The 24,941-nt window shown below is 60.4% G+C and carries 22 protein-coding genes; 10 read left to right on the top strand and 12 right to left on the bottom strand.

The features are described 5' to 3' along the window. Nucleotide 1: 1 nt before the first annotated feature. Nucleotides 2-1,741 (top strand): NADPH-dependent assimilatory sulfite reductase hemoprotein subunit, encoded by a 1,740-nt coding sequence (locus ACXMYO_RS07025; RefSeq protein ID WP_457808233.1) that lies wholly within the window; start codon nucleotides 2-4, stop codon nucleotides 1,739-1,741. Nucleotides 1,742-1,881: 140 nt separating this feature from the next. Here the strand turns inward: ACXMYO_RS07025 and mdoH are convergent, their stop codons facing one another. The 3 genes from mdoH to ACXMYO_RS07040 all read right to left on the bottom strand — a co-directional run bounded on the left by mdoH (nucleotide 1,882) and on the right by ACXMYO_RS07040 (nucleotide 7,506). Further along, nucleotides 1,882-4,377, bottom strand: coding sequence for a glucans biosynthesis glucosyltransferase MdoH (gene mdoH / locus ACXMYO_RS07030; protein ID WP_438767743.1), 2,496 nt, complete (start codon nucleotides 4,375-4,377; stop codon nucleotides 1,882-1,884). Then, nucleotides 4,370-5,965 carry a glucan biosynthesis protein G gene (locus ACXMYO_RS07035; RefSeq protein WP_457808234.1) on the bottom strand — a complete coding sequence of 532 codons (1,596 nt, stop codon included), beginning with the start codon at nucleotides 5,963-5,965 and terminating at the stop codon, nucleotides 4,370-4,372. Before ACXMYO_RS07035 ends, mdoH begins: the two co-directional genes overlap by 8 nt. Nucleotides 5,966-6,312: 347 nt before the next feature. Continuing rightward, nucleotides 6,313-7,506, bottom strand: coding sequence for a multidrug effflux MFS transporter (locus ACXMYO_RS07040; RefSeq protein WP_457808235.1), 1,194 nt, complete (start codon nucleotides 7,504-7,506; stop codon nucleotides 6,313-6,315). A gap of 133 nt (nucleotides 7,507-7,639) precedes the next feature. Between ACXMYO_RS07040 and ACXMYO_RS07045 the strand changes: the two genes are divergently transcribed. From ACXMYO_RS07045 to ACXMYO_RS07065, 5 genes are all read left to right on the top strand, one after another. Beyond that, on the top strand, nucleotides 7,640-8,629 hold the full coding sequence (locus ACXMYO_RS07045) for a formate/nitrite transporter family protein (protein ID WP_457808236.1): 990 nt from the start codon (nucleotides 7,640-7,642) through the stop codon (nucleotides 8,627-8,629). A gap of 159 nt (nucleotides 8,630-8,788) precedes the next feature. Further along, the gene (nfo, locus tag ACXMYO_RS07050) at nucleotides 8,789-9,643 is read left to right on the top strand and encodes a deoxyribonuclease IV (protein WP_457808237.1); all 855 of its coding nucleotides are present in this window, start codon (nucleotides 8,789-8,791) and stop codon (nucleotides 9,641-9,643) included. Nucleotides 9,644-9,673: 30 nt separating this feature from the next. Further along, a complete protein-coding gene (locus ACXMYO_RS07055) occupies nucleotides 9,674-9,967 on the top strand; it encodes a hypothetical protein (RefSeq protein ID WP_438767749.1) in 294 nt (97 codons plus the stop codon). A gap of 248 nt (nucleotides 9,968-10,215) precedes the next feature. Further along, nucleotides 10,216-10,791, top strand: coding sequence for a hypothetical protein (locus ACXMYO_RS07060; protein WP_457808238.1), 576 nt, complete (start codon nucleotides 10,216-10,218; stop codon nucleotides 10,789-10,791). Beyond that, the gene (locus ACXMYO_RS07065) at nucleotides 10,785-11,339 is read left to right on the top strand and encodes a FlgO family outer membrane protein (protein ID WP_457808239.1); all 555 of its coding nucleotides are present in this window, start codon (nucleotides 10,785-10,787) and stop codon (nucleotides 11,337-11,339) included. The genes ACXMYO_RS07060 and ACXMYO_RS07065 overlap by 7 nt, the downstream gene beginning before the upstream one ends. Nucleotides 11,340-11,413: 74 nt before the next feature. Here the strand turns inward: ACXMYO_RS07065 and ACXMYO_RS07070 are convergent, their stop codons facing one another. Next, nucleotides 11,414-13,111, bottom strand: coding sequence for a 2-isopropylmalate synthase (locus ACXMYO_RS07070; RefSeq protein WP_438767754.1), 1,698 nt, complete (start codon nucleotides 13,109-13,111; stop codon nucleotides 11,414-11,416). Between the two features lie 226 nt (nucleotides 13,112-13,337). Here ACXMYO_RS07070 and ACXMYO_RS07075 point away from each other — a divergent pair, with 226 nt between their 5' ends. Then, a complete protein-coding gene (locus tag ACXMYO_RS07075; protein ID WP_438767755.1) occupies nucleotides 13,338-13,838 on the top strand; it encodes an Lrp/AsnC ligand binding domain-containing protein in 501 nt (166 codons plus the stop codon). A gap of 101 nt (nucleotides 13,839-13,939) precedes the next feature. Next, entirely contained in the window at nucleotides 13,940-14,470 is a 531-nt protein-coding gene (locus ACXMYO_RS07080; protein ID WP_438767757.1) for an invasion associated locus B family protein, read from the top strand. Nucleotides 14,471-14,549: 79 nt separating this feature from the next. On the opposite strand, the gene pepN is transcribed toward ACXMYO_RS07080, so the two are convergent. The 4 genes from pepN to ACXMYO_RS07100 all read right to left on the bottom strand — a co-directional run bounded on the left by pepN (nucleotide 14,550) and on the right by ACXMYO_RS07100 (nucleotide 18,742). Beyond that, entirely contained in the window at nucleotides 14,550-17,180 is a 2,631-nt protein-coding gene (gene pepN / locus ACXMYO_RS07085; protein ID WP_457808240.1) for an aminopeptidase N, read from the bottom strand. A gap of 89 nt (nucleotides 17,181-17,269) precedes the next feature. After that, complete coding sequence (locus ACXMYO_RS07090; protein WP_457808241.1) at nucleotides 17,270-17,629, bottom strand: YbaN family protein; 360 nt, start codon at nucleotides 17,627-17,629, stop codon at nucleotides 17,270-17,272. A gap of 106 nt (nucleotides 17,630-17,735) precedes the next feature. After that, nucleotides 17,736-18,170, bottom strand: a complete 435-nt coding sequence (locus ACXMYO_RS07095; protein WP_438767763.1) for a DUF454 family protein — start codon at nucleotides 18,168-18,170, stop codon at nucleotides 17,736-17,738. Nucleotides 18,171-18,262: 92 nt separating this feature from the next. Continuing rightward, the gene (locus ACXMYO_RS07100) at nucleotides 18,263-18,742 is read right to left on the bottom strand and encodes a GNAT family N-acetyltransferase (RefSeq protein ID WP_438767765.1); all 480 of its coding nucleotides are present in this window, start codon (nucleotides 18,740-18,742) and stop codon (nucleotides 18,263-18,265) included. 156 nt (nucleotides 18,743-18,898) lie between these two features. Here ACXMYO_RS07100 and ACXMYO_RS07105 point away from each other — a divergent pair, with 156 nt between their 5' ends. Both ACXMYO_RS07105 and ACXMYO_RS07110 read left to right on the top strand, forming a co-directional pair. Next, nucleotides 18,899-20,143 carry a cation:proton antiporter domain-containing protein gene (locus tag ACXMYO_RS07105; protein WP_457808242.1) on the top strand — a complete coding sequence of 415 codons (1,245 nt, stop codon included), beginning with the start codon at nucleotides 18,899-18,901 and terminating at the stop codon, nucleotides 20,141-20,143. Between the two features lie 75 nt (nucleotides 20,144-20,218). After that, nucleotides 20,219-21,730 (top strand): RimK family protein, encoded by a 1,512-nt coding sequence (locus ACXMYO_RS07110; RefSeq protein ID WP_457808243.1) that lies wholly within the window; start codon nucleotides 20,219-20,221, stop codon nucleotides 21,728-21,730. Here the strand turns inward: ACXMYO_RS07110 and ACXMYO_RS07115 are convergent. From ACXMYO_RS07115 to ACXMYO_RS07130, 4 genes are all read right to left on the bottom strand, one after another. Continuing rightward, nucleotides 21,725-22,621, bottom strand: a complete 897-nt coding sequence (locus tag ACXMYO_RS07115) for a DUF2797 domain-containing protein (protein ID WP_457808244.1) — start codon at nucleotides 22,619-22,621, stop codon at nucleotides 21,725-21,727. The two genes, ACXMYO_RS07110 and ACXMYO_RS07115, sit on opposite strands and share 6 nt — an antisense overlap. Beyond that, nucleotides 22,609-22,875: a YeaC family protein gene (locus tag ACXMYO_RS07120; RefSeq protein WP_457808245.1), complete on the bottom strand. Its 267-nt coding sequence runs from the start codon at nucleotides 22,873-22,875 to the stop codon at nucleotides 22,609-22,611. The genes ACXMYO_RS07115 and ACXMYO_RS07120 overlap by 13 nt, the downstream gene beginning before the upstream one ends. 3 nt (nucleotides 22,876-22,878) lie before the next feature. Next, complete coding sequence (locus ACXMYO_RS07125; RefSeq protein ID WP_438767775.1) at nucleotides 22,879-23,763, bottom strand: rhomboid family intramembrane serine protease; 885 nt, start codon at nucleotides 23,761-23,763, stop codon at nucleotides 22,879-22,881. A gap of 219 nt (nucleotides 23,764-23,982) precedes the next feature. Beyond that, nucleotides 23,983-24,939 (bottom strand): metallophosphoesterase, encoded by a 957-nt coding sequence (locus tag ACXMYO_RS07130; RefSeq protein ID WP_457808246.1) that lies wholly within the window; start codon nucleotides 24,937-24,939, stop codon nucleotides 23,983-23,985. Nucleotides 24,940-24,941 lie beyond the last annotated feature (2 nt).

Below are 24,941 nucleotides of genomic sequence, written 5' to 3' on the forward strand. Positions count from 1 at the left end.
AATGACCGATATTATTGCCAAACTCCGTGACGAATCGCTTGACGACTACGCCGCCAACGAAAGCCTCAAGGTCAACAGTGACTTTTTGCGCGGCCGGTTGATGGAAGACATGGCGGACAACGCCACCGGCGCCGTCAGCCCTGACGATACCCAGCTGACCAAGTTCCACGGCTTCTATATGCAGGATGATCGTGACGTTCGCGATCAGCGCCGCAAGAAAAAGCTGGAACCGCTCTACTCCTTCATGGTGCGTCTGCGCATTGCGGGCGGGCGCATGAGCAGCCAGCAGTGGCTGACGCTGGATGACGTGGCCCGCAACTACGCCAATGGCACGCTGCGTATCACCACGCGTCAGACCTTTCAGTACCACGGCGTGTTCAAAAGCAATCTGCGCGCGCACCTGAAAACGGTCAACGACGCCATGATTGACACCATCGCTGCCTGCGGCGACGTCAATCGTAATGTGACCTCCACGGCCAACCCGCATCGCTCGACAGTCCACCGCGAGGTGTATGACCTGGCCGCCGAGATCAGTAACCATCTGCTGCCGCGCACCCGTGCCTATCACGAGATCTTTCTGGGCGAGGAGCGCGTGGCCGGTGGCCCCGAGCAGGATGAACCGCTCTATACCAAGCACTACCTGCCGCGAAAGTTCAAGATCGGCCTGGCCGTGCCGCCGGACAACGAAACCGACGTTTTGACCAACGATTTGGCCTTTATCGCCATCGTTGAAAACGGTGCGCTCAAGGGCTTCAACGTGGCCGTTGGCGGCGGCATGGGTTCGACCCATGGCGAGCCGGATACCTATCCGCGTCGCGGCTCCGTGATCGGTTACTGCGACGTCGACCAGACCGTCGATGTGGCCGAAAAGATCATGCTGGTTCAGCGTGACAACGGCGATCGCAAAAACCGCAAGCACGCGCGTCTCAAGTACACCGTCGACACCATGGGCGCTGAAGGCTTCAGAGCCGAGCTTGAAAAGTACCTGGGTTACGCACTCGAAGAGGCCCGCGACTTCGAGTTCACCACGACCGGCGACATTCTCGGCTGGTATCAGGGTGATGATGGCCAGTGGCACTACGGATTGTTCGTCGAAAACGGTCGTATCCGTGACTACGAAGATGACAACCCGATCCATGCCGGCATGCAGATCATGACCGGGATGCGTGAAATCGCCAGTATTCATGACGGCGATATCGTGCTGAGCTGCAACCAGAACCTGATTATCACCAATGTGAAGCCCGAGCTTCGCGAGCAGATCGACGGCATTATCGACCGCTATCGCATGCTCAAGGATGTCACCCCCCTGCGTCAGCATTCGATCGCCTGTGTGGCCTTCCCCACCTGTGGTCTGGCCATGGCGGAGAGCGAACGCTATCTGCCCACGCTGCTGGACAGGTTCGATGCCATCATGAAGGACGCCGGGCTCGAAAACGACCCGATCATTGTACGCATGACCGGCTGCCCCAACGGATGCGGGCGGCCCTTCATGGCGGAAATCGGCTTTGTCGGCAAGGCGCTTGGCCGCTACAATCTCTATCTGGGCGGCGATTTCACCGGCACCCGGCTCAACAAGATGTATCGCGAGAACATCGACGAGAAAACCATTCTCGAAGAGCTGACGCCGATGATCCATCGCTACGCCAAAGAGCGTGAGGCAGGCGAATACTTCGGCGACTTCGTCGTGCGCGCTGGTATCATCAAGGCCACCGAAAACGGCCTGGATTTCCACACGGCCTGATAAATGGTGCGCAACATCCAAAGGGTCCGGCAATCGCCGGGCCCTTTTTTATGGCGCCTTCCGTCGGGCCGTTCGCATGACGGCACGAACATAAAAAAGGCCCTGCCATTGGCAGGGCCTTTTCGCGTCAGACCACCTGTCTAGATAAAGCGCGGTGGCGGGTCATCGGCATAGGCTTCGTCAATCCAGGCAGGATACTGATGGCTGCGATCCCAGACCTGATAGTGCAGCCGGGACAGCATGACCGGATCATCCAGCACCAGCAGCTTTTCCTTGTTGGGCATCTTGTCGGGACCACCCACCAGCGCCTGACGCACCATCGCCTGACGCTGCGACTCGATCGCCTCGGACTTGTTGTGGCGTGCCACACCCATGGCGCAGCCCAGCGCGTTGTCGATAGGATCCACCACGGTCTGCACGAAGGTCGGCGCCGGCGGCTGATGGCGCGCGTTGCGCACAAATCGCCAGGTGGCCCGCAGCTCCCTCGGCGGATTGGACTCCTCGGGAATCAGGAACATGCGCTTTCTGAAGGCAGCACGTCCCAGCCCGACCTTGCTGGTAATGACCGAGACCGGGATCGACAGCATCAGCGCCCCGACGATGGGCCAGAGCCACAGCAAAAACAGCGGGTCCAGCCAGAGAACAAACAGCGTCCAGATAATACCAAACACAGTCTGCCCACCGTGACGCATGAAGGCATCCTTCCAGGTCGTCTCGCTGAAATCACGCTGCGGCGACTTCCACTTGACCTCGATGCCCATCAGGGCTGCCAGCACAAAGCGGGTATGGAAGAGCATGCGCACCGGCGCCAGAAGCATCGAGATCAGCGACTCGATGATCATCGAAAGCCCCAGTCGCATGGCGCCACCGTAGTAGCGTGGCCCCTTGGCCCAGATCACGATCACACTCAGAATCTTGGGCAAGAACAAAAGGGTCAGCGTGGTGGAAAAGAGCGCCACCGCCCTGCCCGGATGCCACTCGGGCCAGCGTGGGAACAGCTGCATCGGCTCGGTGAAATACTCGGGTGTCGTCAGCGTATGCACGGCCAGCAGCGCCGTGGACAGCATCAAAAACAAAAACCACAGCGGCGCCGACAGATAGGACATCACACCGGTCAGAAACACCGCCCGGTGTACCGGGTGCATGCCGCGCACCAGAAACAGCCGGAAGTTCATGATGTTGCCCTGACACCAGCGCCGATCGCGCTGCAGCTCATCGATCAGGTTGGGCGGCATCTCTTCATAGCTGCCCGGCATGTCATAGGCAATCCACACGCCCCAGCCGGCACGACGCATCAGTGCGGCTTCGACAAAATCATGTGACAGGATCTCACCCGACAGAGCCCCCTTGCCCGGCAGCGGTGCCAGCGAGCAGTAATACATGAAGGGTTCAACGCGGATAATGGCGTTATGTCCCCAGTAGTGGGATTCTCCCAGCTGCCAGAAGTGCAGGCCCGCCGTGAAAAGCGGTCCATATACTCTGGTGGCGAACTGCTGCAGTCGGGCATAGAGATTGTTACTGCCGGCCGCCAGCGGCGCCGACTGGATAATACCCGCGTCCGGATTGGCTTCCATCAGCTGAACCAGCCGGGTCAGACAGCGACCGCTCATGACACTGTCGGCATCCATGACCAGCATGTAGCGGTACTTGGCGCCAAAGCGACGGCAGAAATCATCGATGTTGCCGCTCTTTTTCTTCACCCGCCGTGAACGACGCCGATAGAAGATCCGACCGAACCCGCCGACTTCGCGGCACAGTCGCAGCCAGGCATGATTTTCTTCCACGCAGGTGTCGGGGTCATAGCTGTCACTGAGCACGTAGAAGTCAAAGTGCTCGATGTTGCCACTGCGCTGTACGGACTCGTAGGTCGCCTTGAGACCGGCGAACACGCGGTTGACGTCCTCATTACAGATCGGCATGACAATGGCCGTTCTGGCTGAGGGGTCGATCGGCTCATCGCCGCCGCTGCTCGCTGAGATACTGTATTTATCCCGCCCCTTGAGCAGCTGGAAAAAGCCCATCAGCGCCGTCCAGAAACCGGCCGAAACCCAGCAAAAAAGCAGCGCAAAGAGGATAAGCTCCAGCACTTCGAGAAACTGCGCGCCCTGATAAGGCAACACGGTGCTCATGTACCAGACCGCCACGGCACTTTGCACCATGACCAGTGCCAATAGCGTCCAGCGCCGCATCGACCCCACCATTTTCCAGCGCGCCGCCGAGGGTGCCTCGGGCGCGCGGGTCTTGCGCTCGCGGGGCTTTAGATTGCCACGGCGCAGATGGTAGCCCTTTTTCAGGCGCTTGATCGGGCTGGTGGTCCAGGGATGAGGCGCAATCGAGGTCCGCTCGATGGGCGGCATGGTCTTGAGACAGACACGCCCTGCCTTGTCCGTGCCAAGCACCTCGGGCGGTGCCAGCGGCGCCGTCCCGTAGGCGAGTTCCAGGCGCCTGAGCACCGAAGCGCTGGAAGGGTCATCCTGCAGAAGGCTCTGCTTTCCGATCGTGTCATGGATCTGGAACAAGGGCGTATCCTGAGACGCCAGCTCCAGCAGCTCTCGTCGGTTACCCAGCTCCCGGGTCCCGAGCGCCAGGCGCTCGAGATAGGCCCGGGCCGGGCTTGAGTAGGCATCATCACTCATTGGCAGGCAGCACGTAGTTCCAGGTTTCCGTCAGGCGCGAATCACCGTTTTTCAAAAAAGCCTTCATGTTGATCGGCTTTGAGGTGTCGTTGGCCTTGACGCTCAGATTCAGGCGATACCCGCCCATGGCAGGGTTGCGAACCACTTCACTGCGTACGACCTGACCGTTGTCACCCAGATCGACATCGGCCTGGATATTGGCATTGCTGCCCGGCGACTTGAGGTTCGGCCCCACGAAATCGACCACATACAGCGTGCTGTCGTCGTTTTTGCGAACCATATTGTCCTGAATTACCTCACCGCGTGCGCGACGGGTCTGTGCCACCCAGCCCAGATCAGGCGTGTGATAGCGCGACTCGTTGAGCGTCCAGTTGATGGTGTAGTTGTAATCCAGCGGCTGATTGGTCGGCAGTTCCTGCGTCGGGCGCCAGAAACTGACAATGTTGTCATTGGTTTCGTCCGGCGTCGGGATCTGTACCAGCTCGACCTGACCGTCACCCCAGCTGTTTTGCGGCTCGACCCAGGCGCTCGGACGCAGATCGTAGCGATTCTGGATATCCTGATAGTTGTCGAACTGGTGATCGCGCTGCAAAAGCCCGATACCGCGCGGATTGTTGGCCGGGAAGGTATCGACCGAAAGCCGCTTGGGATTGGCCAGCGGACGCCACAGCCACTGCCCGTCACTGGTGGCCAGCTGCAGACCGTTGGAGTCATGAATGGCGGGACGATAGTTGCTGCCCGAAACCGGCTGCTCGGGGCCGAACAGATACATGCTGGTCAGCGGCGCGATGCCCAGCTTGGTGACCTGACGACGCAGGAAAAGGCGCGACTGAACATCGACCACGCTGTCCTGACCCGGGCGCAGGATAAAACGATAGGCGCCGGTCGCACTCGGCGAATCCAGCAGCGCATAGATGGTCAGATACCGATCATCGCCCTGCGGTTTGACGACCCAGAATTCCTTGAATCGGGGGAACTCTTCTCCCGAGTTGAGCCCGGTATCGACGGCCAGTCCGCGGCTTGAAAGACCGTAGCGCTGGTCCTTGCCGGCAACCCGAAAGTAGCTGGCCCCCAGAAAGACCATCGACTCGTTCTTTTTATCAGGGCTGTCGCCGTAGTTGATCTTGAAGCCGGCAAAACCGAGATCCTTGAACTTCGACTTGTCGAGATCAAGGTTGCCGTAGTTGAAGTTATCCGGCGAAAACTTCAGCTCACGGACGTCATCACCGTTGACTTCATTGATGGTGACAGGCGTGTTGTAGTGCATGCCTTCATGGAAAAATCCCAGATCAAAGCGCAGGTTATCGCTGCGCCAGTGCGACTGGGCGGGCTTGTACTGAATCTGCTGATACTGCTGAAAATTCAGTCCGGAAAGCGAGCCCGGGAGATTGCTCTGAGGCGCGCTATAGCCACGCTGTGCAAGCTCCTGAGCCTCCTGGCTGACATCATTGAAGTCAAATGCGAGCACAGCCTGGGCGGAAAACAGCGAAGCCATCCCGAAAGCCAGCATGGCACTTTTTTTCAGGGTAGTGTAAACCGCGGTACTACCGGAGGTTTTCAGATAAGACGTCACAGCAACATTTTTCATAAGCATCCTTGAAGCGCCCTGATATATAAAAAGGTATGGTTCATACGGGTGCCGCCATGCAGGAAAAAAGCTCAGGGCAGCCATGCATGACAGCGTATGTTTTATCGAATTGAGCAGGCCTGTTTACCACGACACTGCACCTTCATACCAGCAGTACAGGAGCCGCATTTTACGTCACTTTCCGGTGCACAACAGGGTCCATGATGACGCAGTGATACACAATATGTTCATGCTTTAAAGCACGGGTATGCGCCATTCTAGCGCCAGCACGCCTTTTTCTCAGTAGTCATAATGAAACGCTGTCTTTTTTTACCTCTCGGTGACATGCCGACAATAGAGGTAACCCGTCATGGCCTCGGGCGATGTCGATGAAAGACCAGAAACGCCGCCAGTAACAGCCCTCCTGCACCCACAATCCCTGTCAGAGCCAGCAACCATTGAGGTGGTAGCGGCAAAAGTGTGAGAACAGAAGCCAGCAGTGCCCCGCCGCCCATCTGACAGCATCCGGCAAGCGATGACGCAAGCCCTGCCCGATCGGCATAGGGTTCAAGCGCCAGACTCAATGCCGCCCCCAGCGTCAATGAAAAACCGGTCACCATCACGGCGTTGGGCAGCATGAAGGTGGCCACACCCGGCCCGACAACACTGTAGAAAAGGCCGTGAAACACCCCGCCGGCCACCATGATGACAAGCCCTGCATGGATGGTTCGGTGCTGACCCAGACGGGCGATCAGGCGGGGGGCAAGAAAATAAGAGACCACATTGATCGCGGCCACGGCACCAAACCAGCCGCCGAAGGCGAGCTCGCTCAATCCTGCCTGATCGATCAACAATATCGGCGCAGTGGTGACATAAATGAGGATGACGGTCATCCCTGTCATGGCAATCAGAGCGTGAAAGACAAAATGACCGTCGCGCAAAATGGCCAGGGCGTCACGGCCATAGTGGGAAAGCCCGTTTTGGCGCTCGCTCACCGGCCTGGTCTCTTCAAGCCCGCGGAGGCAAAACAGGGCAACACCCAGCGCAAATACCACCATGAACACAAAACTGGCGCGCCAGTGCCACAATGCTGCCAGCACGCTGCCCAGAAGCGGTGCAAGTGCCGGCACGACACATACCGCAGCGTTTAAAAAACTGTAAATACCCGCTCGGCGATCGCCCTCAAAGCGATCACGCACGCAGGAAAAGGCCACCACGGTTGCCAGAGAGGCCCCAAAGCCCTGCAGCAGGCGGCCGATATAAAAAAGCGTGATCTGATCGGCGATCAGACACAGCGCCGCTGCCAGCCCATAAATGAAAGCGCCGGCAATGGCCATGGGCCGCCGACCAAGCGCATCCACCAGCGGACCGGCGATCAGCTGCCCGCCGCCCATGCTGATCAGATACAGCGTGATGGACCACTTCATGCTCGCCGTATCCAGCGCAAAATCCTGCGCCAGCATGGGCAGTGAGGGAAGAAAGATATCGACCCCCATGGGCGTTAACACGATCAATGCCATCATCATGGCAATCAGGCTGCGGTTGCCGAGGGAAGTACCCATTATCAGACTCTTTTAATATGCGAGCCGGCACTGTACAGACTGCGCCCTGCCCGGCCAACACACCCTGTCGGTTTAACGGGGGCGTAACTACGCTAAGCTCACCGATTACCGCGACGACAAACAGGCACACGACATGAGCCAGGATCAACAAAAACACGCAGAAGACGATTTTGAAGGCGGCGATGCCGACCCTTCGGAACAAAAACAGCAGGATTCGACATCAGGAAAGGACAACGAACAACACAGCGAGCGTGAGGAAGAGCAGTCCCGTGAGCTGCCCTCTCAGGCAGCGGCCGTACATCAGCACCTTCGCAAGGACGGTCAGAAGGAACTGGCACGCGACTCCATGGCGCTTTTGTGGTCTGCCATCGCCGCCGGCATCTCGATGAGCCTTTCCATGGTGGCGCGCGGACTCATGCACGCCAACCTCCCGGACAGCGGCGCCGGCTTCATGATCGAGTGCTTGGGCTACACGGTCGGCTTTATCGTCGTGATTCTGGCCCGACAGCAGCTGTTTACCGAAAACACGGTAACAGCCGTACTGCCGGTCATGAGCCACCCGACGCTTGGCAATTTTGGCGCGCTGGGCCGGCTGTGGGGCGTGGTTCTGGCCGGCAACATGATTGGTGCCGCCATAGCGGCCTGGACCTTTTTGCACATGCCCATCTTTGACACGCCAACCCAGGAAGCCTTTACCACCCTGGGCAAGCATGTGATGGAAAACACCACCGGTGAAATGTTCGCCAAGGGCGTGGTTGCCGGCTGGATGATTGCCACACTGGTGTGGCTGATCCCGGCGGCCGATCAGGCCAAGGTCTGGATCATTTTGATCATTACCTACGTCATGGCCATCGGCGAGCTGACCCACATCATCGTGGGCGCCAGTGAGGTGCTGTATCTGGTCTTCTCGGGTGAGGCCAGCTGGGGAGAGTTCCTTTTCCACTTCGGCTTTCCAACGCTTGCCGGCAACGTGGTGGGCGGCACCTTTATCTTTGCCCTGATCAGCCACGCCCAGATCCGCGGTGACCTGGAGGCTCAGCGTGAGCGCAAGCAGGGGTTGATTCAGCGCCGACACAAGAAAAACCGCCAGAAGAAGGCACCGGATCGATCGATCAACGACTGAACCGGTGGCGCAGACCCATCGACCGGGCGGGCCCTGCAGGGCCCGCCCGGCTGTTACCCGCCACAACAGCGCGAGCTATCGACGCCATTCAAGCACTCATGAGCATGATTGCGTACCATGGCGCCTTTTCAGAAATATCAGAGTCGTGTCAGGTAGCCCATGAAATACATCGGAGCACATGTCAGTGCCGCAGGCGGCGTTGACCAGGCCGTCAAGCGCGCCGTCGACATCGGGGCCAATGCCTTTGCCCTGTTTACCAAAAATCAGCGTCAGTGGAAGGCCAAACCGCTGGACGAAAACGTGATTGCCGCTTTCAAGACAGCGTGTCATGACCACGGATTCAAGCCCGAACAGATCCTGCCCCACGACAGCTATCTCATCAATCTGGGCCATCCGGACGCCGAGGGACTGGCCAAATCACGCGCGGCCTTTCTTGACGAAATGCAGCGCTGTGAACAGCTGGGCCTGACGCTGCTCAATTTCCACCCCGGCAGCCATCTGCGCAAGATCAGTGAAAGCGAGTGTTTGAAGATCATTGCCGAATCGCTCAACGAGGCACTGTCACAGACCCACGGCGTCACCGCCGTCATCGAAAACACGGCCGGTCAGGGCAGCAACCTGGGCTATCGTTTCGAGCAGCTCGCCGAGATCATCGAGCAGGTGGATGACAAATCGCGCGTGGGCGTGTGCATCGATACCTGTCACGCCTTTGCCGGCGGCTATGATCTGCGTACTGAAGACTCCACCCGAGCCGTACTGGATGAATTCGAGGCCGTGGTGGGTTTTGACTACCTGCGCGGCATGCACCTTAACGACGCCAAAAGCACCCTGAACAGTCGCGTGGATCGCCACCACAGCCTGGGCCAGGGCAACATCGGCAGTGAAGGGTTTATCACTCTCATGCAGGATGCGCGTACCGATGGTATTCCCATGATTCTGGAGACCGTCGAGCCGGCCATCTGGGATCAGGAGATTGCCTGGCTACGCGCCCGGGCCGGTAACACAAGCACCTGATGCTCTTTTATCTTTAGCGGAAATTTCACCATGCAGTCAGACGGTTTCTTCAGCTGGGTCGGCGAAACGCTGGGCAATATCATTCGCGCCATCGTTGAATTTCTGGCCTCCATTTTCGCCAATCTGTTTGGCGCCATGGACGGCTTCATCGACGGGCTGACCAGCTCGCTGGGCATCAGCTCTTCCATGTTCAGCCTGGCCATTTTAGTGATCGGCCTGCTGCTGTTGATCAACGGGGTTCGCGCCATACTGCGAGGCGGCGTCATCGGCGGGTTGATCTGGCTGGTGCTGGGGCTTCTGGTGCTGTCCTGGCTGATTCCCTGAGACGACGGGTGCCGCGGCAATCGTCGGCGCTTTCACCGGTTGCGCCATCCTGACGCGGCCACCAATGAGACACCCGACTCAAGCCGGCCCCGATATCGCCGATAAGACCTTTCTGATCAATCATGGCGCACGCCGACAGGGCCTGCGCCAACGGGGGAAGGGTAGCGATGTCGTTAAGGATCTGGGGAGTCATCTGCCTTGCGGCCACGCTGAGTGGCTGTCTCAAAGTCAATACATCCCAGGCGCCCATGGCCAGTACCTGGGAAATCAGCGAACAGCAGCGCATGCAGGCCGCCCATCACTGGGACGTGCTGGCCCGCAACGAAGCCCGCAACATCATGGCCAACCAGCGCCTGCAGGGCCGGCCCCTGTATGTCTTCTCACCGCAGCCGGTCACCCCGTTTGCCCGCGCCTTTCATTCGCTGCTCGAAAGCCAGCTGGTACAGCACGGCGCACTGGTCAGCACCCAGCCCGAAGGCGCTGTCATTATCAACCCGACGGTTCAGGTGGTAAAACACAGCGACCGCGGTCATATTCGCCGCCCGCCGGGCACTTTCACCATGCTGGCCGCGGGCGTGGCGCTGGCCTTTCAGCCACTCAAGCACTGGTCGGAGCCGGCGCTGGCGCTGATCCCGGGTGCGGCGGCCTATGACGCCTTCAGTGGCAATATCACCGAGGTGGGCAACACGGAAGTCATCATCACCACGCGGGCGAACGAATTCGACACGCTTTTGTATTCGTCATCCAACATCTATTACGTCAACGCCGGTGACAGCAATCACTATGAAGCCCGCAATGGGCTGAGGGTCTCATCGCAATGGTAAGCACACGACTGTCTCGATTGTATCTGCCCCTTGTGTTGCTGCTGTCGGCGCTGATCACGGGCTGCGCGGCGCTGCCGGGTCACAATAGCGTGCCGGAACGGCCGACACTGCTGTCACAGGTCGACAGCGCCGCCGAACGGCTGGTCAAAAGCGCCCGCGGTCGTCTGGCCGCCAGCGACACCATCATTGCCACCACCTTCGTGGACGTGGACCAGCTCGGACGCTCTTCGACGCTTGGGCGCACGCTTACGGAAGCCATGGCCTCCAGGCTGGTCGAAAGCGGGCTCAACGTCATCGAGGTCAAACTGCGCGACAGCCTCTATATCGAGGAGTACGCCGGCGAGATGATCCTTTCACGCAACGTTCAGCGACTGGGCAACAACTACAATGCCAGTGCCGTATTGCTGGGTACCTATGCGGTGGCGCGCGGTGAGGTGTTCGTCAATGCACGGCTCGTGCGCCTGACAGACCAGCTTGTGCTGGGTGCTACCAGCTTCCGGGTGCCCATGGATGCCGACGTCCAGATGCTGCTGACATCGCCCTATTGAACAGGATCCGATACGCAAAAGGCCTGTTGCCGCAGTGGCAACAGGCCTTTTTTAATAGATGACGTCTGGAGCGGTCAGGCGCTTTCGCTGTCCGCGATGGCCGTCAGGCCGTCCCGGCTGTCGGCGGCTTCGTTACACAGGTTGATGCCTGCGATCACGGCCTTGAGCGAGGCACTGACGGTATCGCTGTCCTCGGCCACGGCGCAGATGCGCTGGCCATCCACGTTGAGCTGCACAAAGGCGATGGCGTTGGCGTCGCTGTCCTCGCCCAATGAGTGCTCGTTGTAATCGAGAATGCCGACCTGCTGACCGCTGTGGCGCTGCCAGGCATTCATGAAGGCCGACATCGCCCCGTTGCCGCTGCCTTCCAGCGTCAGGCGTTCGCCGTTTTGTTCCAGCGTGATCGAAAGCCCTTCTTCGCTGGCGCGTGACAGGCGATAGTCGACCAGCGACAGCGGCCCTTCGCGCATGAAGGTGGCAAACAGCAGGCGACGGATGGACTCACTGGAAAGCTCGCCGCTCAGGCGCTCGCTCTCCTTTTGAACGTAAGGGGCCAGTGCCAGCATCATCCAGCGCGGCAGGCTGATGCCGTAATCGCGCTCCAGCAAAAAGGCCATACCGCCCTTGCCCGACTGGCTGTTGACCCGGATCACGGCCTGATAGTCGCGGCCGATATCGCGCGGGTCGATCGGCAGATAGGCCACCTGCCAGGGCTCGTCATCACCCTGCTTTTTGAGCGACTTGCGAATGGCGTCCTGATGGCTGCCGGAAAAGGCGGTATAGACCATTTCGCCCACCCAGGGGTGGCGCGGATGCATGGTAATGCCGGTGCATTCGGTCACCACCTGAATGATTTCATCCGGGCGCGACAGATCAAGCGCCGGATCAATACCCTGGCTGTAGAGGTTCATGGCCAGCGTAACGATATCCATATTGCCGGTGCGCTCGCCGTTACCCAGCAGCGTGCCCTCGACACGCTCGGCGCCGGCCAGCAGCGCCAGCTCGGCGGCCGCCACGGCGCCGCCGCGGTCGTTATGGGTGTGCACCGAGATGATGACGCTATCGCGACGACTGATGTTCTGACAGAAGTATTCGATCTGATCGGCGTGGTGGTGCGGCCCGGCCACTTCTACCGTATTGGGCAGGTTCAGGATGCACTTGTTATCCGGAGTGGGCTGCCACACATCCATGACGGCTTCACAGATGGCCAGCGAGAAATCGATCTCGGTACTGGAAAAGCTCTCCGGCGAATACTGAAAACGCCAGTCGACCTGCGGGTAGCGGTCGGCGTGTTTTTTCACCCACTGCGCGCCGCTGACCGCGATGTTGGTAATGCCGTCGCGGTCCATTTCGAACACGCGCTCGCGCTGGGTGGTCGAAGTGGAGTTATAAAGGTGAATAATGGCGCGCTTGACGCCTACCAGGGCCTCGAAGGTCTTCTCGATCAGGTGCTCGCGACACTGCACCAGCACGGCGATGGTCACGTCCTCGGGAATCTGGTCTTCCTCGATCAGCCAGCGCACGAAGTCATAGTCGGGCTGACTGGCCGACGGAAAACCGACCATGACTTCCTTGATGCCGACCCGAACGATCTGCTTCCAGAAGCGCTTTTTCTGCTCCACGCTCATCGGCTCCAGTAGCGCCTGGTTGCCATCGCGAAGGTCTTCACTGACCCAGATCGGCGCGGATTCGAGATCCCGATCGGGCCACTGGCGATTGAAGGCGGGCACGCGCGGCGCCGGGCTGTACTTGCGATGGTTGAAAGCAGTCATGTTGACCTCTGGTAAGCGCTGAAGGAATGTTTCATGCCCGGAAAGGGACGTCATTGATGCCGGCTCTTGTAAAGCGGACTCATGCGCCGCATCGGCACTGCTTGTGGCAGTTGAATCAGTATAGCGCCGCGGCCGTGACAGGTCCTTGCGATTATCACGGCAAATCGTGCCATTAGCGCCATATTATGCCAATATACCCCTGTCTATTGGCAAAAGGTTTTAACAAATGTCTGAAAGACAGCCGGGCATTGCGATCGATCGCTACGATCGCCATATTCTCGAGATATTGCAGACGCAGGGTCGTATCAGTAATCAGGCGCTGGCCGACCGTGTGGGCCTGTCGCCCTCGCCGTGTCTGAGGCGGGTACGCGCGCTTGAGGAGAGCGGCCTGATTACCGGCTATCAGGCCCAGGTGGACGCCCGCCGGCTGGGATATCGCCTGATGGCGCTGGTCCATATCTCCATGGATCGCCACACGCCCGAGCGCTTTGCCAACTTTGAACAGCGCGTCGCCGATCTGCCCGAGGTGATCGAGTGTCTGATGATCACCGGCCAGGAGGTCGACTACCAGCTCAAGATTCGCGTTGAGGACATGGATGACTATCAGCGCCTGCTGCTTGAGCACATCACGCCGATCGACGGCGTCACCGGCGTGCACTCCAACTTTGTGCTGCGCCCGGTGTTTGGCAATCGCCCCATTGCTACCGATCTGGTGGCCGAGCGCTGACAGGACGCTTTATAAAACATGCGTCAGGGCTTAGTGTGTAGCGCTTCGGGAGCTGCTTCCTGCGGCACTCCCGTCCCCGTCATTTACAGGAGAGACTGCACATGCTGTTACGCCGTATTTCGGCTTCAGGGTTTCTGGCCCTGATGACGACGCTATTGACCCTTTATGTGGTGCCCGCTGCGCAGGCTCAGCCCCAGCAGGTGCCGGATGCCGATATCCAGCAGTTCAGGGACTGGGAAGTGCGCTGCCCGAAAGGCGGCGGCAACGACGCGCGCTGCACCATGACGCAGCTGGTCAACAGCCCCGACAGCGACCGCCCTGTCATGCGGGTGGTCGTGGCCTATCCGCCACAAAGCAGCGACCCGGTGATGGTCTTTTTGCTGCCGCTGGGCGTGCGTCTGGCGCCCGGCCTGCAGCTTCAGGTCGACAATGGCGAGGAGATCCCCTTCCCCTACCAGGTCTGCATGGATGATGCCTGCCGCGCCGACCTGCCCCTGCAGGGTCAGCTGCTCAGCCAGCTGCGTGGCGGCACCAGAGCGACGGTCAGCCTGTTTGATCCCAACGGCCAGCGTCTGGACACCAGAATTTCACTGCTGGGCTTTACCGACGCCACGCGCGCCATTACGCCCTGAGACAACACCGCAGCTGGATCACCGGTCTCAAAAAAACGGCGCCTCCTCGGGCGCCGTTTTGCGTGAAGGGCCGCCCCGCTCAGGCCAGCGCCTTCTCGACAACCTCAAACACATTGCGCGAAAGCTTTTCGCCACGAATGCGCTCAAGCTCACCGCGCATCAGGGCCTGTCGCTTGTCGTCCAGACGGTGATAGCGCGTCAGTGGCACGATCATGCGTGCGGCGATCTCCGGGTTGAGCCGGTTGAGCTCGATGACCACATCCGCCAGCAGCCGATAGCCCTCGCCGTCGAGACGGTGAAAGTTGACCCGGTTTTGCTGAGTAAAAGCGCCGACCAGTGCCCGCACCCGATTGGGATTTTTGATCGAAAAGGCCGGGTGTTTCATCAGAAAACGCACCCGCTCCAGCGCATCTTCCTGCGGGCGCGTGACCTGGGTGGCAAACCACTGATCCATCACCAGCGAATCATGGGCCCAGCGCTCGCCGAAGGCTCGAATGGCCGGGTCGCCCAGATCGGCGCGATCGGAGTGCGCCAGAAGCGTTAGCGCAGCGCGTACATCCGTCATGTTGTGATCAGCCTCGTACTGGACGCGAGCCATATTGAGCGCATCCTTCTCACCATTGGCCACCAGATAGGAGAGCGCGATGTTTTTGAGACTGCGTGCGGCGATCTGCTCAGGGGTCGGCGCATACGCCTCGCTCTGCTGGTTGGCGTGATAGACGCTGTCAAACTCGGCATACAGGGTGTCCGAGAGCTGCTCGATCGCGGCGCGGCGCGCACCGTGGATGGCGTCAATATCCACTCGGCTTTGCTGCTCGGCGATCCACGCCTCACTCGGCAGGCGCAGCATTTCGGCCAGCACGGCCTTGTCATCGGTGGGTTCACGCAGCAGATGTCGAAAGGCCTCGACCAGCCGCTCATCGAGCACCATGGCCTCACCGCGCTGATACGCCGCCATCATCTCCTCGATGGCGAGCAGCGCCAGACGCTGCGTGGCGTCCCAGCGGTTAAAGCCGTCCTCGTCAAAGCGCATCAGATGCGAGAGCTCATCGCGCGACCAGGGGTAGTCCAGCCGCACCGGCGCCGAGAAACCACGTAACAGCGAGGGCACCGCGCCTTCGTCAACGTTATCAAAGACCCACTGCTGCTCGGCCTCGCGCAGATGCAGTACAGTGTCGGTGCCCAGCGCTTCACCGTTGAGGACGAGCTCGATCGGCTGACCGTCAGCCCCCAGAAGGCCCATGCGCACCGGTACATGCAGCGCCTGCTTGTCTTCCTGCCCCGGGGTAGATGGTGTCTGCTGACGGATGGTCAGGGTGAACCGGCGCCTTGCGGCATCAAAATCGCTGCGCGCGGTCAGCTGCGGTGTACCCGCCTGAGCGTACCAGCGCATGAACCGGGTCAGATCCTCTCCCGAGACCTCGGCCATGGTCTCGACGAAGTCCTCGACCCGCACCGCCTGGCCGTCAAAGCGCTCAAAGTAGAGATCACTGCCGCGCCGGAACGTCTCCTCACCCAGCAGATTGCTGAGCATGCGCACGATCTCGGCACCCTTTTCGTAAATGGTCAGGGTGTAAAAGTTCGAGATCTCGATGAAGTGGTCAGGGCGCACCGGGTGCGCCGTCGGTCCGGCGTCTTCGGCAAACTGAAGCGTACGCATCAGCGCGGCGTCCTCGATGCGTTTGACCGGCGCCGAGTTGATACTTGAAGAAAAGCTCTGGTCGCGAAAGACGGTAAAGCCTTCCTTGAGCGCCAGCTGGAACCAGTCGCGACAGGTGACGCGATTGCCCGACCAGTTATGGAAGTACTCATGCGCCACGATGCCTTCAATGCGCTGAAAGGCAGCATCCGTGGTGGTTTGCGGATTGGCCAGCACCGCCGCACTGTTGAAGATGTTGAGCCCCTTGTTCTCCATGGCGCCCATGTTGAAGTCATCCACCGCCACGATCATGAACAGATCCAGATCGTACTCGCGCCCGTAGGCCTCTTCGTCCCACTTCATGGCGCGCTTGAGCGAGGCCATCGCCCAGTCGGTCTTTTCCAGATTCTGCGATTCAACCCAGAGCTCGAGCGCCACTTCACGGCCGCTCAGGGTGGTGAAGCGGTCCTTCACGCATTCCAGCGAACCGGCCACCAGCGCAAAGAGATAGGAAGGCTTGGGATGCGGGTCCTCCCAGGTCACGAAGTGACGCCCGTTGGGGAGTTCCCCTCGTTCGACGGGATTGCCGTTGGAAAGCAGCACCGGCTGGCTTTGTCGGTCGCCGATGACCGTCGTGGTAAACACGGCCATCACGTCCGGGCGGTCGGGGTACCAGGTAATGCGACGAAACCCCTCGGGCTCACACTGGGTGCAAAATATCGGTCCCGAGACATAGAGCCCTTCCAGCGCGGTATTGCTTGAGGGGTCGATAACCACCTCGGTATCCAGCACGAATTCGGCCGGCACCCGGTCGATCACCAGCTGCTCGTCCTCGATGCGATACTCGCTTTCCAGCAGCGGCTGGCCATCGATGGCAATGCGCTCGGTAGTGAGACCGTGACCATAAAGCCTCAACGCCGCATCTGCGTCGTACTCGGCGTGGCGCTGCATGTGAAGACGCGCCCTGACCCGTGTGGCATGGGGGTCAAGATCAAACGTCAGCTCGGTTTTATCGACGCTATAGGCCGGGGGGCGATAATCGCTGAGATAAATGGCTTGCGGCTCGGCCATGAAGGGCTCCTGAAGGTGATCGTACCCTTAGTGTACGCCGCAAGTCATTGACAGCTCAAAGCACACGACCGGATGCCGGCGCGCTGTAACTATCGTGAGGGCGTGGCGCGCGTGACAAGCCAGGTGCCGATGACGGTCAGCAACACGGTCACGCCGATACGCACCGCAAGCGAGGGAATGCTCAACCAGATCACCACGGCACTGAACACCAGGGTCGCCACCGCCAGCTTCTTGGCGCGTGGAGAAATGGCGCGCTCATGCTCCCAGTTTTTTATCGCCGGTCCTGCCAGCCGGTGCTGTCGAATCCAGCGTGCAAAGCGCGGCGACCCTTTTGAGGCCAGTGCCACGGCTGCCAGCATAAAGGGGGTGGTCGGCAGTAGCGGCACGATGACCCCTATCGCACCGAGTGCAAAGCAGAGCCCGGCAAGGGCTATCCAGACGTAGCGCATGGCGCCTTCCCCGAGCGGTTGTCGATCAGCATGGTGGCGTCATTGAACGGCGCAAGCGGGCAGTGAGCCTGTCGAGGGTCATGAGGCAGCCACTGCCTTCAATGGGTCAGTCATTTGAGGGGCGGGCTCGACCGGAGGGCAGCGGACGCGTGGCCACAAAGGTGCCCACCGCGACCAGCACCAGCATAAGTGCCCAGAAGATCCAGCTGAAGCCGGTATGCACCCAGATTACCCAGGCACTGAAAAACATCATCACAATCGAGATGATCTTGGCCGTCAGAGGGATGGCACGCTCCTCCTCCCAGGCCCGAATCAGCGGCCCGGCAAAGCGGTTGCGCCGAATCCAGCGCTCAAAGCGCTTCGATCCCTTTGAGGCACAGATTACCGCCAGCAGCATGAAATCGGTGGCCGGCAGCAGGGGCATGAAAATCCCCACGATACCGATGGCGAAACAAAGCGCTGCCAGCACGATCCAGAAGGCACGATTGATCGGAGAGCGTGCGCGACGATCCGAATCCGGATCCGGAGGAAGACCTGACATGCCACACTCCCGCGAAAACGTGAATCGCCGATCATAGCGCCCGAGGCGGCTGCCACCAACCCTGGTGGTCCTGCCGCCGGGCCGGTGCCCGGTCAGGACACCGTATCAACGCTGTCTCCCAGCGAGCGGATCATTTTCCACGCCGCGCAGCCGTCGTGATAGTAGTCCTCCATCCAGTGCAGCACGTCATAGCCCATGCGCCGATACAGCGATATCGCCGAACGGTTGTCGGCGCGCACTTCCAGATAGATGCTGTCACAGCCCCGCGCCAGGGCCACCGCCTCCAGCGCCAGCAGCAGCCGCTGCCCCAGACCCTGTCCGCGCACATCCGGATGCAGGCAAAAGGAGTAAAGGCGCGCTCGCTTTTCGTTGCGACGAAACAGCAGCGTCCCGTAGCCCATCAGATCGCCGTTTTCATTCACGACCAGACGCGTTTGCGCGTTGGCCTTCGTTACCAGATACTTCAGCTGTGAAGGGCTGAAGCTGTCTTCATCGTCACCGAAACAGGTGCGCTCCAGGGCATTGAGTGCCGCCGCATCCCTGCCCCCCGCTGCACGCAGCGTGAAAGCCATGCGTTGTTCTCCAGGTCAGGATCCAAAAGGTCGCAATCCTATCATCTCCATGGCGTCATAACCCTGCCATGTGGTGCATCGACGGCAACAAACCCGTGCAACGACTACACTGGGGCGCGTTTTTCCTCCCCTGTGAACCAATTCGGTATGACCGGCATGACCCACACCGTTTTGATCGTTGCCCTTTGCATCTGCAGTCTCTGGCTCATCAATGGCCTGATGATTCAGAAAATCCGCCAGTGGTACGCAACGGAGGTCCAGTTCGCCCTGCTGGCCGGTATCGTTGTCGGCCCCGTCACGCAGCTGGTGCCGCTGGAGGCACTGGGCGATGTCACCACGCTGATGGAGTGGGCCTGTCGAATCACCATGGCCATGGCTCTGAGTTCGGCGGCGCTGCAGATGGAGCGACACTTTCTGAAAGATTACAGGCGACCGCTCGCGGTCATCGTCATCGGTGGCATGGTGTTGATGGCCGCGTTCACCACCGTGCTGATACAGATCACCCTGGCCACCGGCTGGGCGCTGGCCTTTTTGCTGGCCTGGATACTCACCCCCACCGACCCGGTCGTCACGGCCACCGTGGTTCAGGGCGACCAGGCCAAAAAATTGATCCCCGCCCCGATGCGTCACGCCATTACCTACGAATCCGGCATCAACGATGGGCTGGCCTCCCCCATGGTCATGCTGGCCATGGCGCTCTGGCTGAGCATCACCCAAGGCGCGCCGCTGGAAGGCATGCACTGGCTCGTGATGACGGTCGGTTATGAAAATCTGGCGTGCGCCGGTCTGGCCTACGGGCTTGGATTGATCATTGGCAAGGCACTGCAAAAGGCCCACGCTGCCGGCTGGATGTCGCAGAGCACCCTGCTGCCCTTTGCCCTGGCCTTTACCCTGCTGCTGCTCTTTGGTCTGCATATGGCCGGCATGAACGCCATTATCGGTGTCTTTATCGGCAATCTGGGCCTGTCTCATACGGTGACCGCCAATGAGGATCTTCAGCAGGAGGAGATGCAGTCCACGCTGGAGCGTCTTTTCACCATCCCGGTGTTTTTCCTGCTGGGCATCGTGCTGCCCTGGCAGGCGTGGCTGTCGCTGGGCTGGCCGGCCCTGCTCGCCGCCATTTTGATCGTATGCTTTCGCCGCCTGCCGGCGCTTTTGCTGCTGTCACCGCTGCTGGGGCCGCTAAAGGGATTTCGGACCGCGGCCTGGCTGGGCTGGATCGGACCGCTGGGCGTGGCGGCCCTGCTCTATGCCCTGGAAGTGCGTGACAGGGCGGACCTTGACCTTGCCTGGCCGCTGGTCACACTGGTCGTGGTGGCGTCAGTCCTGATCCACGGCAGTTCCAGCATCGTCTCGGCCCGGGCCTACGCCCGCCACACTGATCCCGACAACCGCTCATGAGTGATCGAGCCTATTCCACGACGGCCGGCACCGTCCTATGATGCGCAGATGTCCCCTGAGCGGCGGAGTAGTGTCATGTCACGTTTGCGTATTGTCGTGGATCACCCCAGCGACTGGCGCCCCTATTATCCCAGCGATGATATCGTCAGCGCCGATGACTTTCTGGCCCTGGAGGACAATACCGACCAGGACCGGGCGACTCATGTCATCAATCTGTGCAGCGGGCTGGATTATCTCGAAACCGGCTACTACGTGTCGCTGCTGGCTCAGGCCCGCGGCCAGCGCGTACAGCCCGACGTGGAAACGCTCAACCAGCTCAGGCGCAAGGCGCTGATCGATCTCCAGCTCGATGGGCTCAACGACATGATGGCCGAACTGGACCGTCGCGGCGCCCTGCACGGCGAGCGGCTCGATCTGCGGCTTTTTTTTGGCGACACCGGCAGCGAGGCGCTGGCACGGCTCGGGCGCCGGCTCTTTTCCCATCTGCCCTGCCCGATCATGGAGGCCCGGTTTATCAAACGTCACGGCGACTGGCGGCTGGCACGGCTGAAGGCGCTCTCGCTCAAGGACGTTGCCCCGGCGGAAGAGGAGCGTTTTGCGCGCGCCCTTAACGGTCACTCCCGCCAGGTGTGGCGCACCCCGACCGCCCGACGACGCTACCGCTTTGACCTGGCCATTCTGGTCGACCCCGCCGAGGCGATGCCGCCCAGCAACAAGAGCGCAATCAAGCAATTCATTCGTGCCGGTCGATCGATGGGCATCGATGTCAGCCTGATCACCCGACGCGATGAGGGGCGACTGGCCGAATTCGATGCCCTGTTCATTCGCGAAACCACTCGTCTTGACCATCACACCTGGCGCATGGCGCGCCGCGCCGAGCACGAAGGGCTGGTCGTCATCGATGACCCCCAGTCGATTCTGCGCTGCACCAACAAGGTGTATCTGCATGCTCTGCTGCGTGCCCGCGGCATTCCGGCGCCCGAAGGCCATCTGCTCAACCGCGGCGACCTCGACCGTCTGGGGGCGCTGGCCGACACCCTGACCTTTCCGCAGGTGCTGAAAATACCGGACGGCGCCTTTTCACGAGGGATCGTCAAGATCAGCTCCAGCGCGCAGTTGATCGAGGAGGCAAGACGGCTGTTCGAGGATTCGGCGCTTTTGCTGTTACAGGAGTGGATGCCGACCGAGTACGACTGGCGTATCGGCATTCTGGATGGGCAGGTGCTGTTTGCCAGTCGCTACTACATGGCGCGCGGCCATTGGCAGATCTACGACCACAGCGGCGCGCGGGTGCGCAGCGGCGGCTTTGAGACGATGGACCCGGCCGATGCGCCCGAGAAGGTGATCAAAACGGCGCTCAAGGCGACGCGCCTGATTGGCAACGGCCTTTACGGCGTGGATATCAAGCAAAGCGGCGAACGGGTGGTTGTCATCGAGGTCAATGACAACCCCAATCTGGACGTTGGCGTAGAAGATGTCGTGCTGGGGCCGGAACTTTATCGGCGTGTCATGGCGTGGTTTCTGGAGCAGATGGAGCGCAAGCGCCAGCCCCGACAGCTATCGACGCGCCAGAGCCTGTCATCATGAGCGCGCTGACAGCCTCACACTGACCTGATAGCCGGTGTACTTGCGCAGATTGATCACGCCGGTGTCCAGGATCAGATACTGCCCCTTGAGCCCCATCAGCCGCCCCTCGATCTGCGGGGTGCGGTCCAGATTGAGGGCTTTGACGCGTTCGGGCCAGGCCAGTACCGGATAGTCAAACCGGGCGACACGCTGCTCGCCGTGCGAGCGGATATCGTCTTCACCGAACTGCACTCTGAGCGCTTCAAGCCCCGGGGCCAGCCGTGTCATCAGCTCATCGCGCCGCTGGATGAGATCCACATCCGCCGTTTCGCCCTTGAGCATGCGCTGCCAGTGGGTGCGATCGCTGATTTCACTTCGAAAGAGCGCCTCGACCATCCCGGACTGCCGACGCGATGCCACCGACAGGATCGGCAGGGCCTGGACGGCGCCCTGATCCAGCCAGCGGGTGGGCATCTGTGACGGTTTGGTGATGCCGACCTTGGGCCCGGAGCTGGCGGCCAGATAGACCACATGGGGTGCAAAGCAGTGTCGTTCGCCCCACTCGGGCTCGCGGCAGGTGCCCTGAAAATAGTGGCAGCGCTCGGGCGCCATCATGCAGGTATCACAACGCGCCAGGCGCTTGAAGCAAGCGTAGCAGTGTCCCTGACCGAAACTCTTGCGCGTCAGGCGCTGACAGTGGACGCAGACAATGCTGCCGGCAAACTCGATGGCCACATCGTGGCCCAGCCAGGGATTGAGAGATTTATTGTGTTCACCGATGCGCAGCTGGTAGTGCGCTCGGCCCGCGGCATCGGCCGTGATGTCCATGCGCGAAAGCCCCCCGGCACATTCAAGTCCTTGCTCGGGAGGCGTCTGAATACTCCAGAGAGGCTCAAGGTCTAATTGACCCATTTGATGCTGTCGCCCCGGGCCTCACCGTGCTGGTCGCTGCCACAGCCGTGGCGATCAATGTGACCCGTGCGCTGCTCGGGGGCCACGTTGTGTCTGGCCTCAAAGCGCAAAATGGCTTCGAGACACAGCTCGCGCTGCTCGGCGCTCAGAGACCGGCCATCGGGCCACTTGCCCAGTTCCACGCCCCGCTTGAGCCCTTCATACATCTGCGGCGTCAGCTGCTCGATCATGCGCTCGAAATTCATGTCGCTCATGGGTTATCCGTCGATATCCTCGTGACTTTTTGGAGGGGCTGCGCGGTGCGGATGAAAGCGCGAGCCCAGAAGCCCGGCCGCCAGCCCCAGCAGCAGCCCGCCCAGGTGCGCCTCGTTGGCCACGTTGCCAAAACCGATCCAGCCGGCGGCCGGGGTCATGCACAGCACCAGCCAGCCCACCATGAACACCATCAGCATGGTGGGGAACTGAAAACCGCTGCCGGGGACCAGGCGCGAATAGAGCCAGACAAACCCGACGAGCGCATAGACGACACCGGACATACCGCCAAAGAGCACCGTTCCGGTGGCGTACTGCGCCAGGTTGGAGACCAGCATGGCCGAGACCAGAAGCGCCAGCAGCCGCCAGCGACCCTGCAGCGCCTCGACCTGGCGGCCAAAATACCAGAGCCAGAGCAGATTGAAGATCAGATGCATCAGGCTGAAATGTAAAAAGGCCGGCGAGAACAAACGCCAGACTTCTGCCTGCGACAGCGCATATCCCAGCGTTGAGGCGTAGAGCTGCTGTCCTTCGATGGCGATGGGCGCAATCGCCAGCGCCGTCAGCGCCTGAATGTTATCAATGCCCTGCCAGGCAAAGACGACCAGACACATCACGATCACAAGCGTTGTCACCGGGGCCAGGCGCAGCGAGCCCATGATCGACCCGCCGCGGGCCACCGGCTCAGGGGTCTCGTCCAGCGCCATGGACTCTCCCTGACGCCACTTTTCGATCAGCTCGCGTGCCTTTTCAAGCTGAACATCCTCGATCAGCCAGAGCACCTGTCCGTCCTGGTCACGAGAGTAGTGATGGCCGATGCGATGTTTCCAGAGTGCGTGACGCAGTCCGTCGATATCGGCATCAAGCGGGAAACGCAGCGCCTGAGGCATGCTGACTCCATTTGAGGCTGGGACCTGCCAGCCGGTCATGCTCATGGGTTCAAACGTTGAAGTTGAATACGGCACACAAAAAGAAGTCCGGCGGAGAGGGTCCGCCGGACAAGAGCAAGGGATCATTCAAGGGAACACTTACTCTGACGACAGTGTGACTCAAAAGTTCCGGGCGTATCCAAAAAATCCGAATTTTATTTCATGACGGCTTTCGCGTCTTCACGTATCGGCACTGATCCAGCAAAACCGCCCGGCATCCAGCGTCGTTTCACCATCAAAGCGATAGGCCACCAGCCGCCCGCCCCTGACCGCACTGTAATCCAGACAGGCAATGTTGGCCGTTGGCAGGCTCGGAACGCCCTCGCACCAGTAGTGTCCGACAAACAGCGGTCGCTGCGACAGCGGGTAATGTACCAGCCGGCGTCGCTGGTCGTCGCTGAGCGCTCGATCCTCGATGCCCGGCGGCAGTGGGTCGGGCTGAAAGACCACATCTCCATGGGTCTGCGGCGAGTGTGCCCAGAAATGCGTTCGAAAAACGCTTCGCCGGGTGCCATCCAGTGAATGAATGACCTGTCCCTGTGGCAGGCGAAGCTGCGTGCCGCGCGTGGTGCGGTCGAGCAGGCGATGTTCAGCACTGCCCTGGATGCTGGCCGCTGCCAGAAAATGCCGATCAATGCGGCCATCCGGATGATCATTTAAAAAGGGACGCAGCAGCAATTCATCCCAGCAGGCATGCGCCACGCGAAAATGCTCGAACTCAAGGCACAGCGGCATCTCGAGAAACCATTCGAGATACGACGCCCAGAGCCTCGGCGAGCGCTCGAACTGTGCCAGCGTCTCAAACATCACCCGCTCGCTGCGTCCGCCAACGCGCGGCATGGTAAAACCACGGCCCCCCTGCCCCAGACACTGCTTCAGTGCATGGGCTTCGTGATTGCCCATTACTACCAGCGCGGTGCCGGCATCCACCATGGTGCGCACGATCTCAAGCGCCTTTTGAACGCGGGGCCCGCGATCGATCAGATCGCCCAGGAAAATGGCGCGCCGGGTGGCGTGGGCGTATACCCCGTCGTGCCTTTGATACCCCATTTTCTCCAGCAGCTGCTCAAGCAGATCGCCGCAGCCGTGCACATCGCCAATCAGGTCAAACCCTTCACCGGCACGGGAGGCAGACATTT

It is taken from the genome of Kushneria sp. EE4 (assembly GCF_977968315.1).

Coding starts and splice junctions, on each gene's coding strand:
- ACXMYO_RS07080 (WP_438767757.1), top strand. CDS start 13,940: ATGCTGTTACGCCGTATTTCGGCTTCAGGGTTTCTGGCCCTGATGACG.
- ACXMYO_RS07130 (WP_457808246.1), bottom strand. CDS start 24,939: ATGTCTGCCTCCCGTGCCGGTGAAGGGTTTGACCTGATTGGCGATGTG.
- ACXMYO_RS07075 (WP_438767755.1), top strand. CDS start 13,338: ATGTCTGAAAGACAGCCGGGCATTGCGATCGATCGCTACGATCGCCAT.
- ACXMYO_RS07065 (WP_457808239.1), top strand. CDS start 10,785: ATGGTAAGCACACGACTGTCTCGATTGTATCTGCCCCTTGTGTTGCTG.
- ACXMYO_RS07110 (WP_457808243.1), top strand. CDS start 20,219: ATGTCACGTTTGCGTATTGTCGTGGATCACCCCAGCGACTGGCGCCCC.
- ACXMYO_RS07090 (WP_457808241.1), bottom strand. CDS start 17,629: ATGCGCTACGTCTGGATAGCCCTTGCCGGGCTCTGCTTTGCACTCGGT.
- pepN (WP_457808240.1), bottom strand. CDS start 17,180: ATGGCCGAGCCGCAAGCCATTTATCTCAGCGATTATCGCCCCCCGGCC.
- ACXMYO_RS07095 (WP_438767763.1), bottom strand. CDS start 18,170: ATGTCAGGTCTTCCTCCGGATCCGGATTCGGATCGTCGCGCACGCTCT.
- ACXMYO_RS07120 (WP_457808245.1), bottom strand. CDS start 22,875: ATGAGCGACATGAATTTCGAGCGCATGATCGAGCAGCTGACGCCGCAG.
- ACXMYO_RS07060 (WP_457808238.1), top strand. CDS start 10,216: ATGGCCAGTACCTGGGAAATCAGCGAACAGCAGCGCATGCAGGCCGCC.
- ACXMYO_RS07105 (WP_457808242.1), top strand. CDS start 18,899: ATGACCCACACCGTTTTGATCGTTGCCCTTTGCATCTGCAGTCTCTGG.
- ACXMYO_RS07035 (WP_457808234.1), bottom strand. CDS start 5,965: ATGAAAAATGTTGCTGTGACGTCTTATCTGAAAACCTCCGGTAGTACC.
- mdoH (WP_438767743.1), bottom strand. CDS start 4,377: ATGAGTGATGATGCCTACTCAAGCCCGGCCCGGGCCTATCTCGAGCGC.
- ACXMYO_RS07045 (WP_457808236.1), top strand. CDS start 7,640: ATGAGCCAGGATCAACAAAAACACGCAGAAGACGATTTTGAAGGCGGC.
- ACXMYO_RS07055 (WP_438767749.1), top strand. CDS start 9,674: ATGCAGTCAGACGGTTTCTTCAGCTGGGTCGGCGAAACGCTGGGCAAT.
- nfo (WP_457808237.1), top strand. CDS start 8,789: ATGAAATACATCGGAGCACATGTCAGTGCCGCAGGCGGCGTTGACCAG.
- ACXMYO_RS07100 (WP_438767765.1), bottom strand. CDS start 18,742: ATGGCTTTCACGCTGCGTGCAGCGGGGGGCAGGGATGCGGCGGCACTC.
- ACXMYO_RS07070 (WP_438767754.1), bottom strand. CDS start 13,111: ATGACTGCTTTCAACCATCGCAAGTACAGCCCGGCGCCGCGCGTGCCC.
- ACXMYO_RS07025 (WP_457808233.1), top strand. CDS start 2: ATGACCGATATTATTGCCAAACTCCGTGACGAATCGCTTGACGACTAC.
- ACXMYO_RS07125 (WP_438767775.1), bottom strand. CDS start 23,763: ATGCCTCAGGCGCTGCGTTTCCCGCTTGATGCCGATATCGACGGACTG.
- ACXMYO_RS07115 (WP_457808244.1), bottom strand. CDS start 22,621: ATGGGTCAATTAGACCTTGAGCCTCTCTGGAGTATTCAGACGCCTCCC.
- ACXMYO_RS07040 (WP_457808235.1), bottom strand. CDS start 7,506: ATGGGTACTTCCCTCGGCAACCGCAGCCTGATTGCCATGATGATGGCA.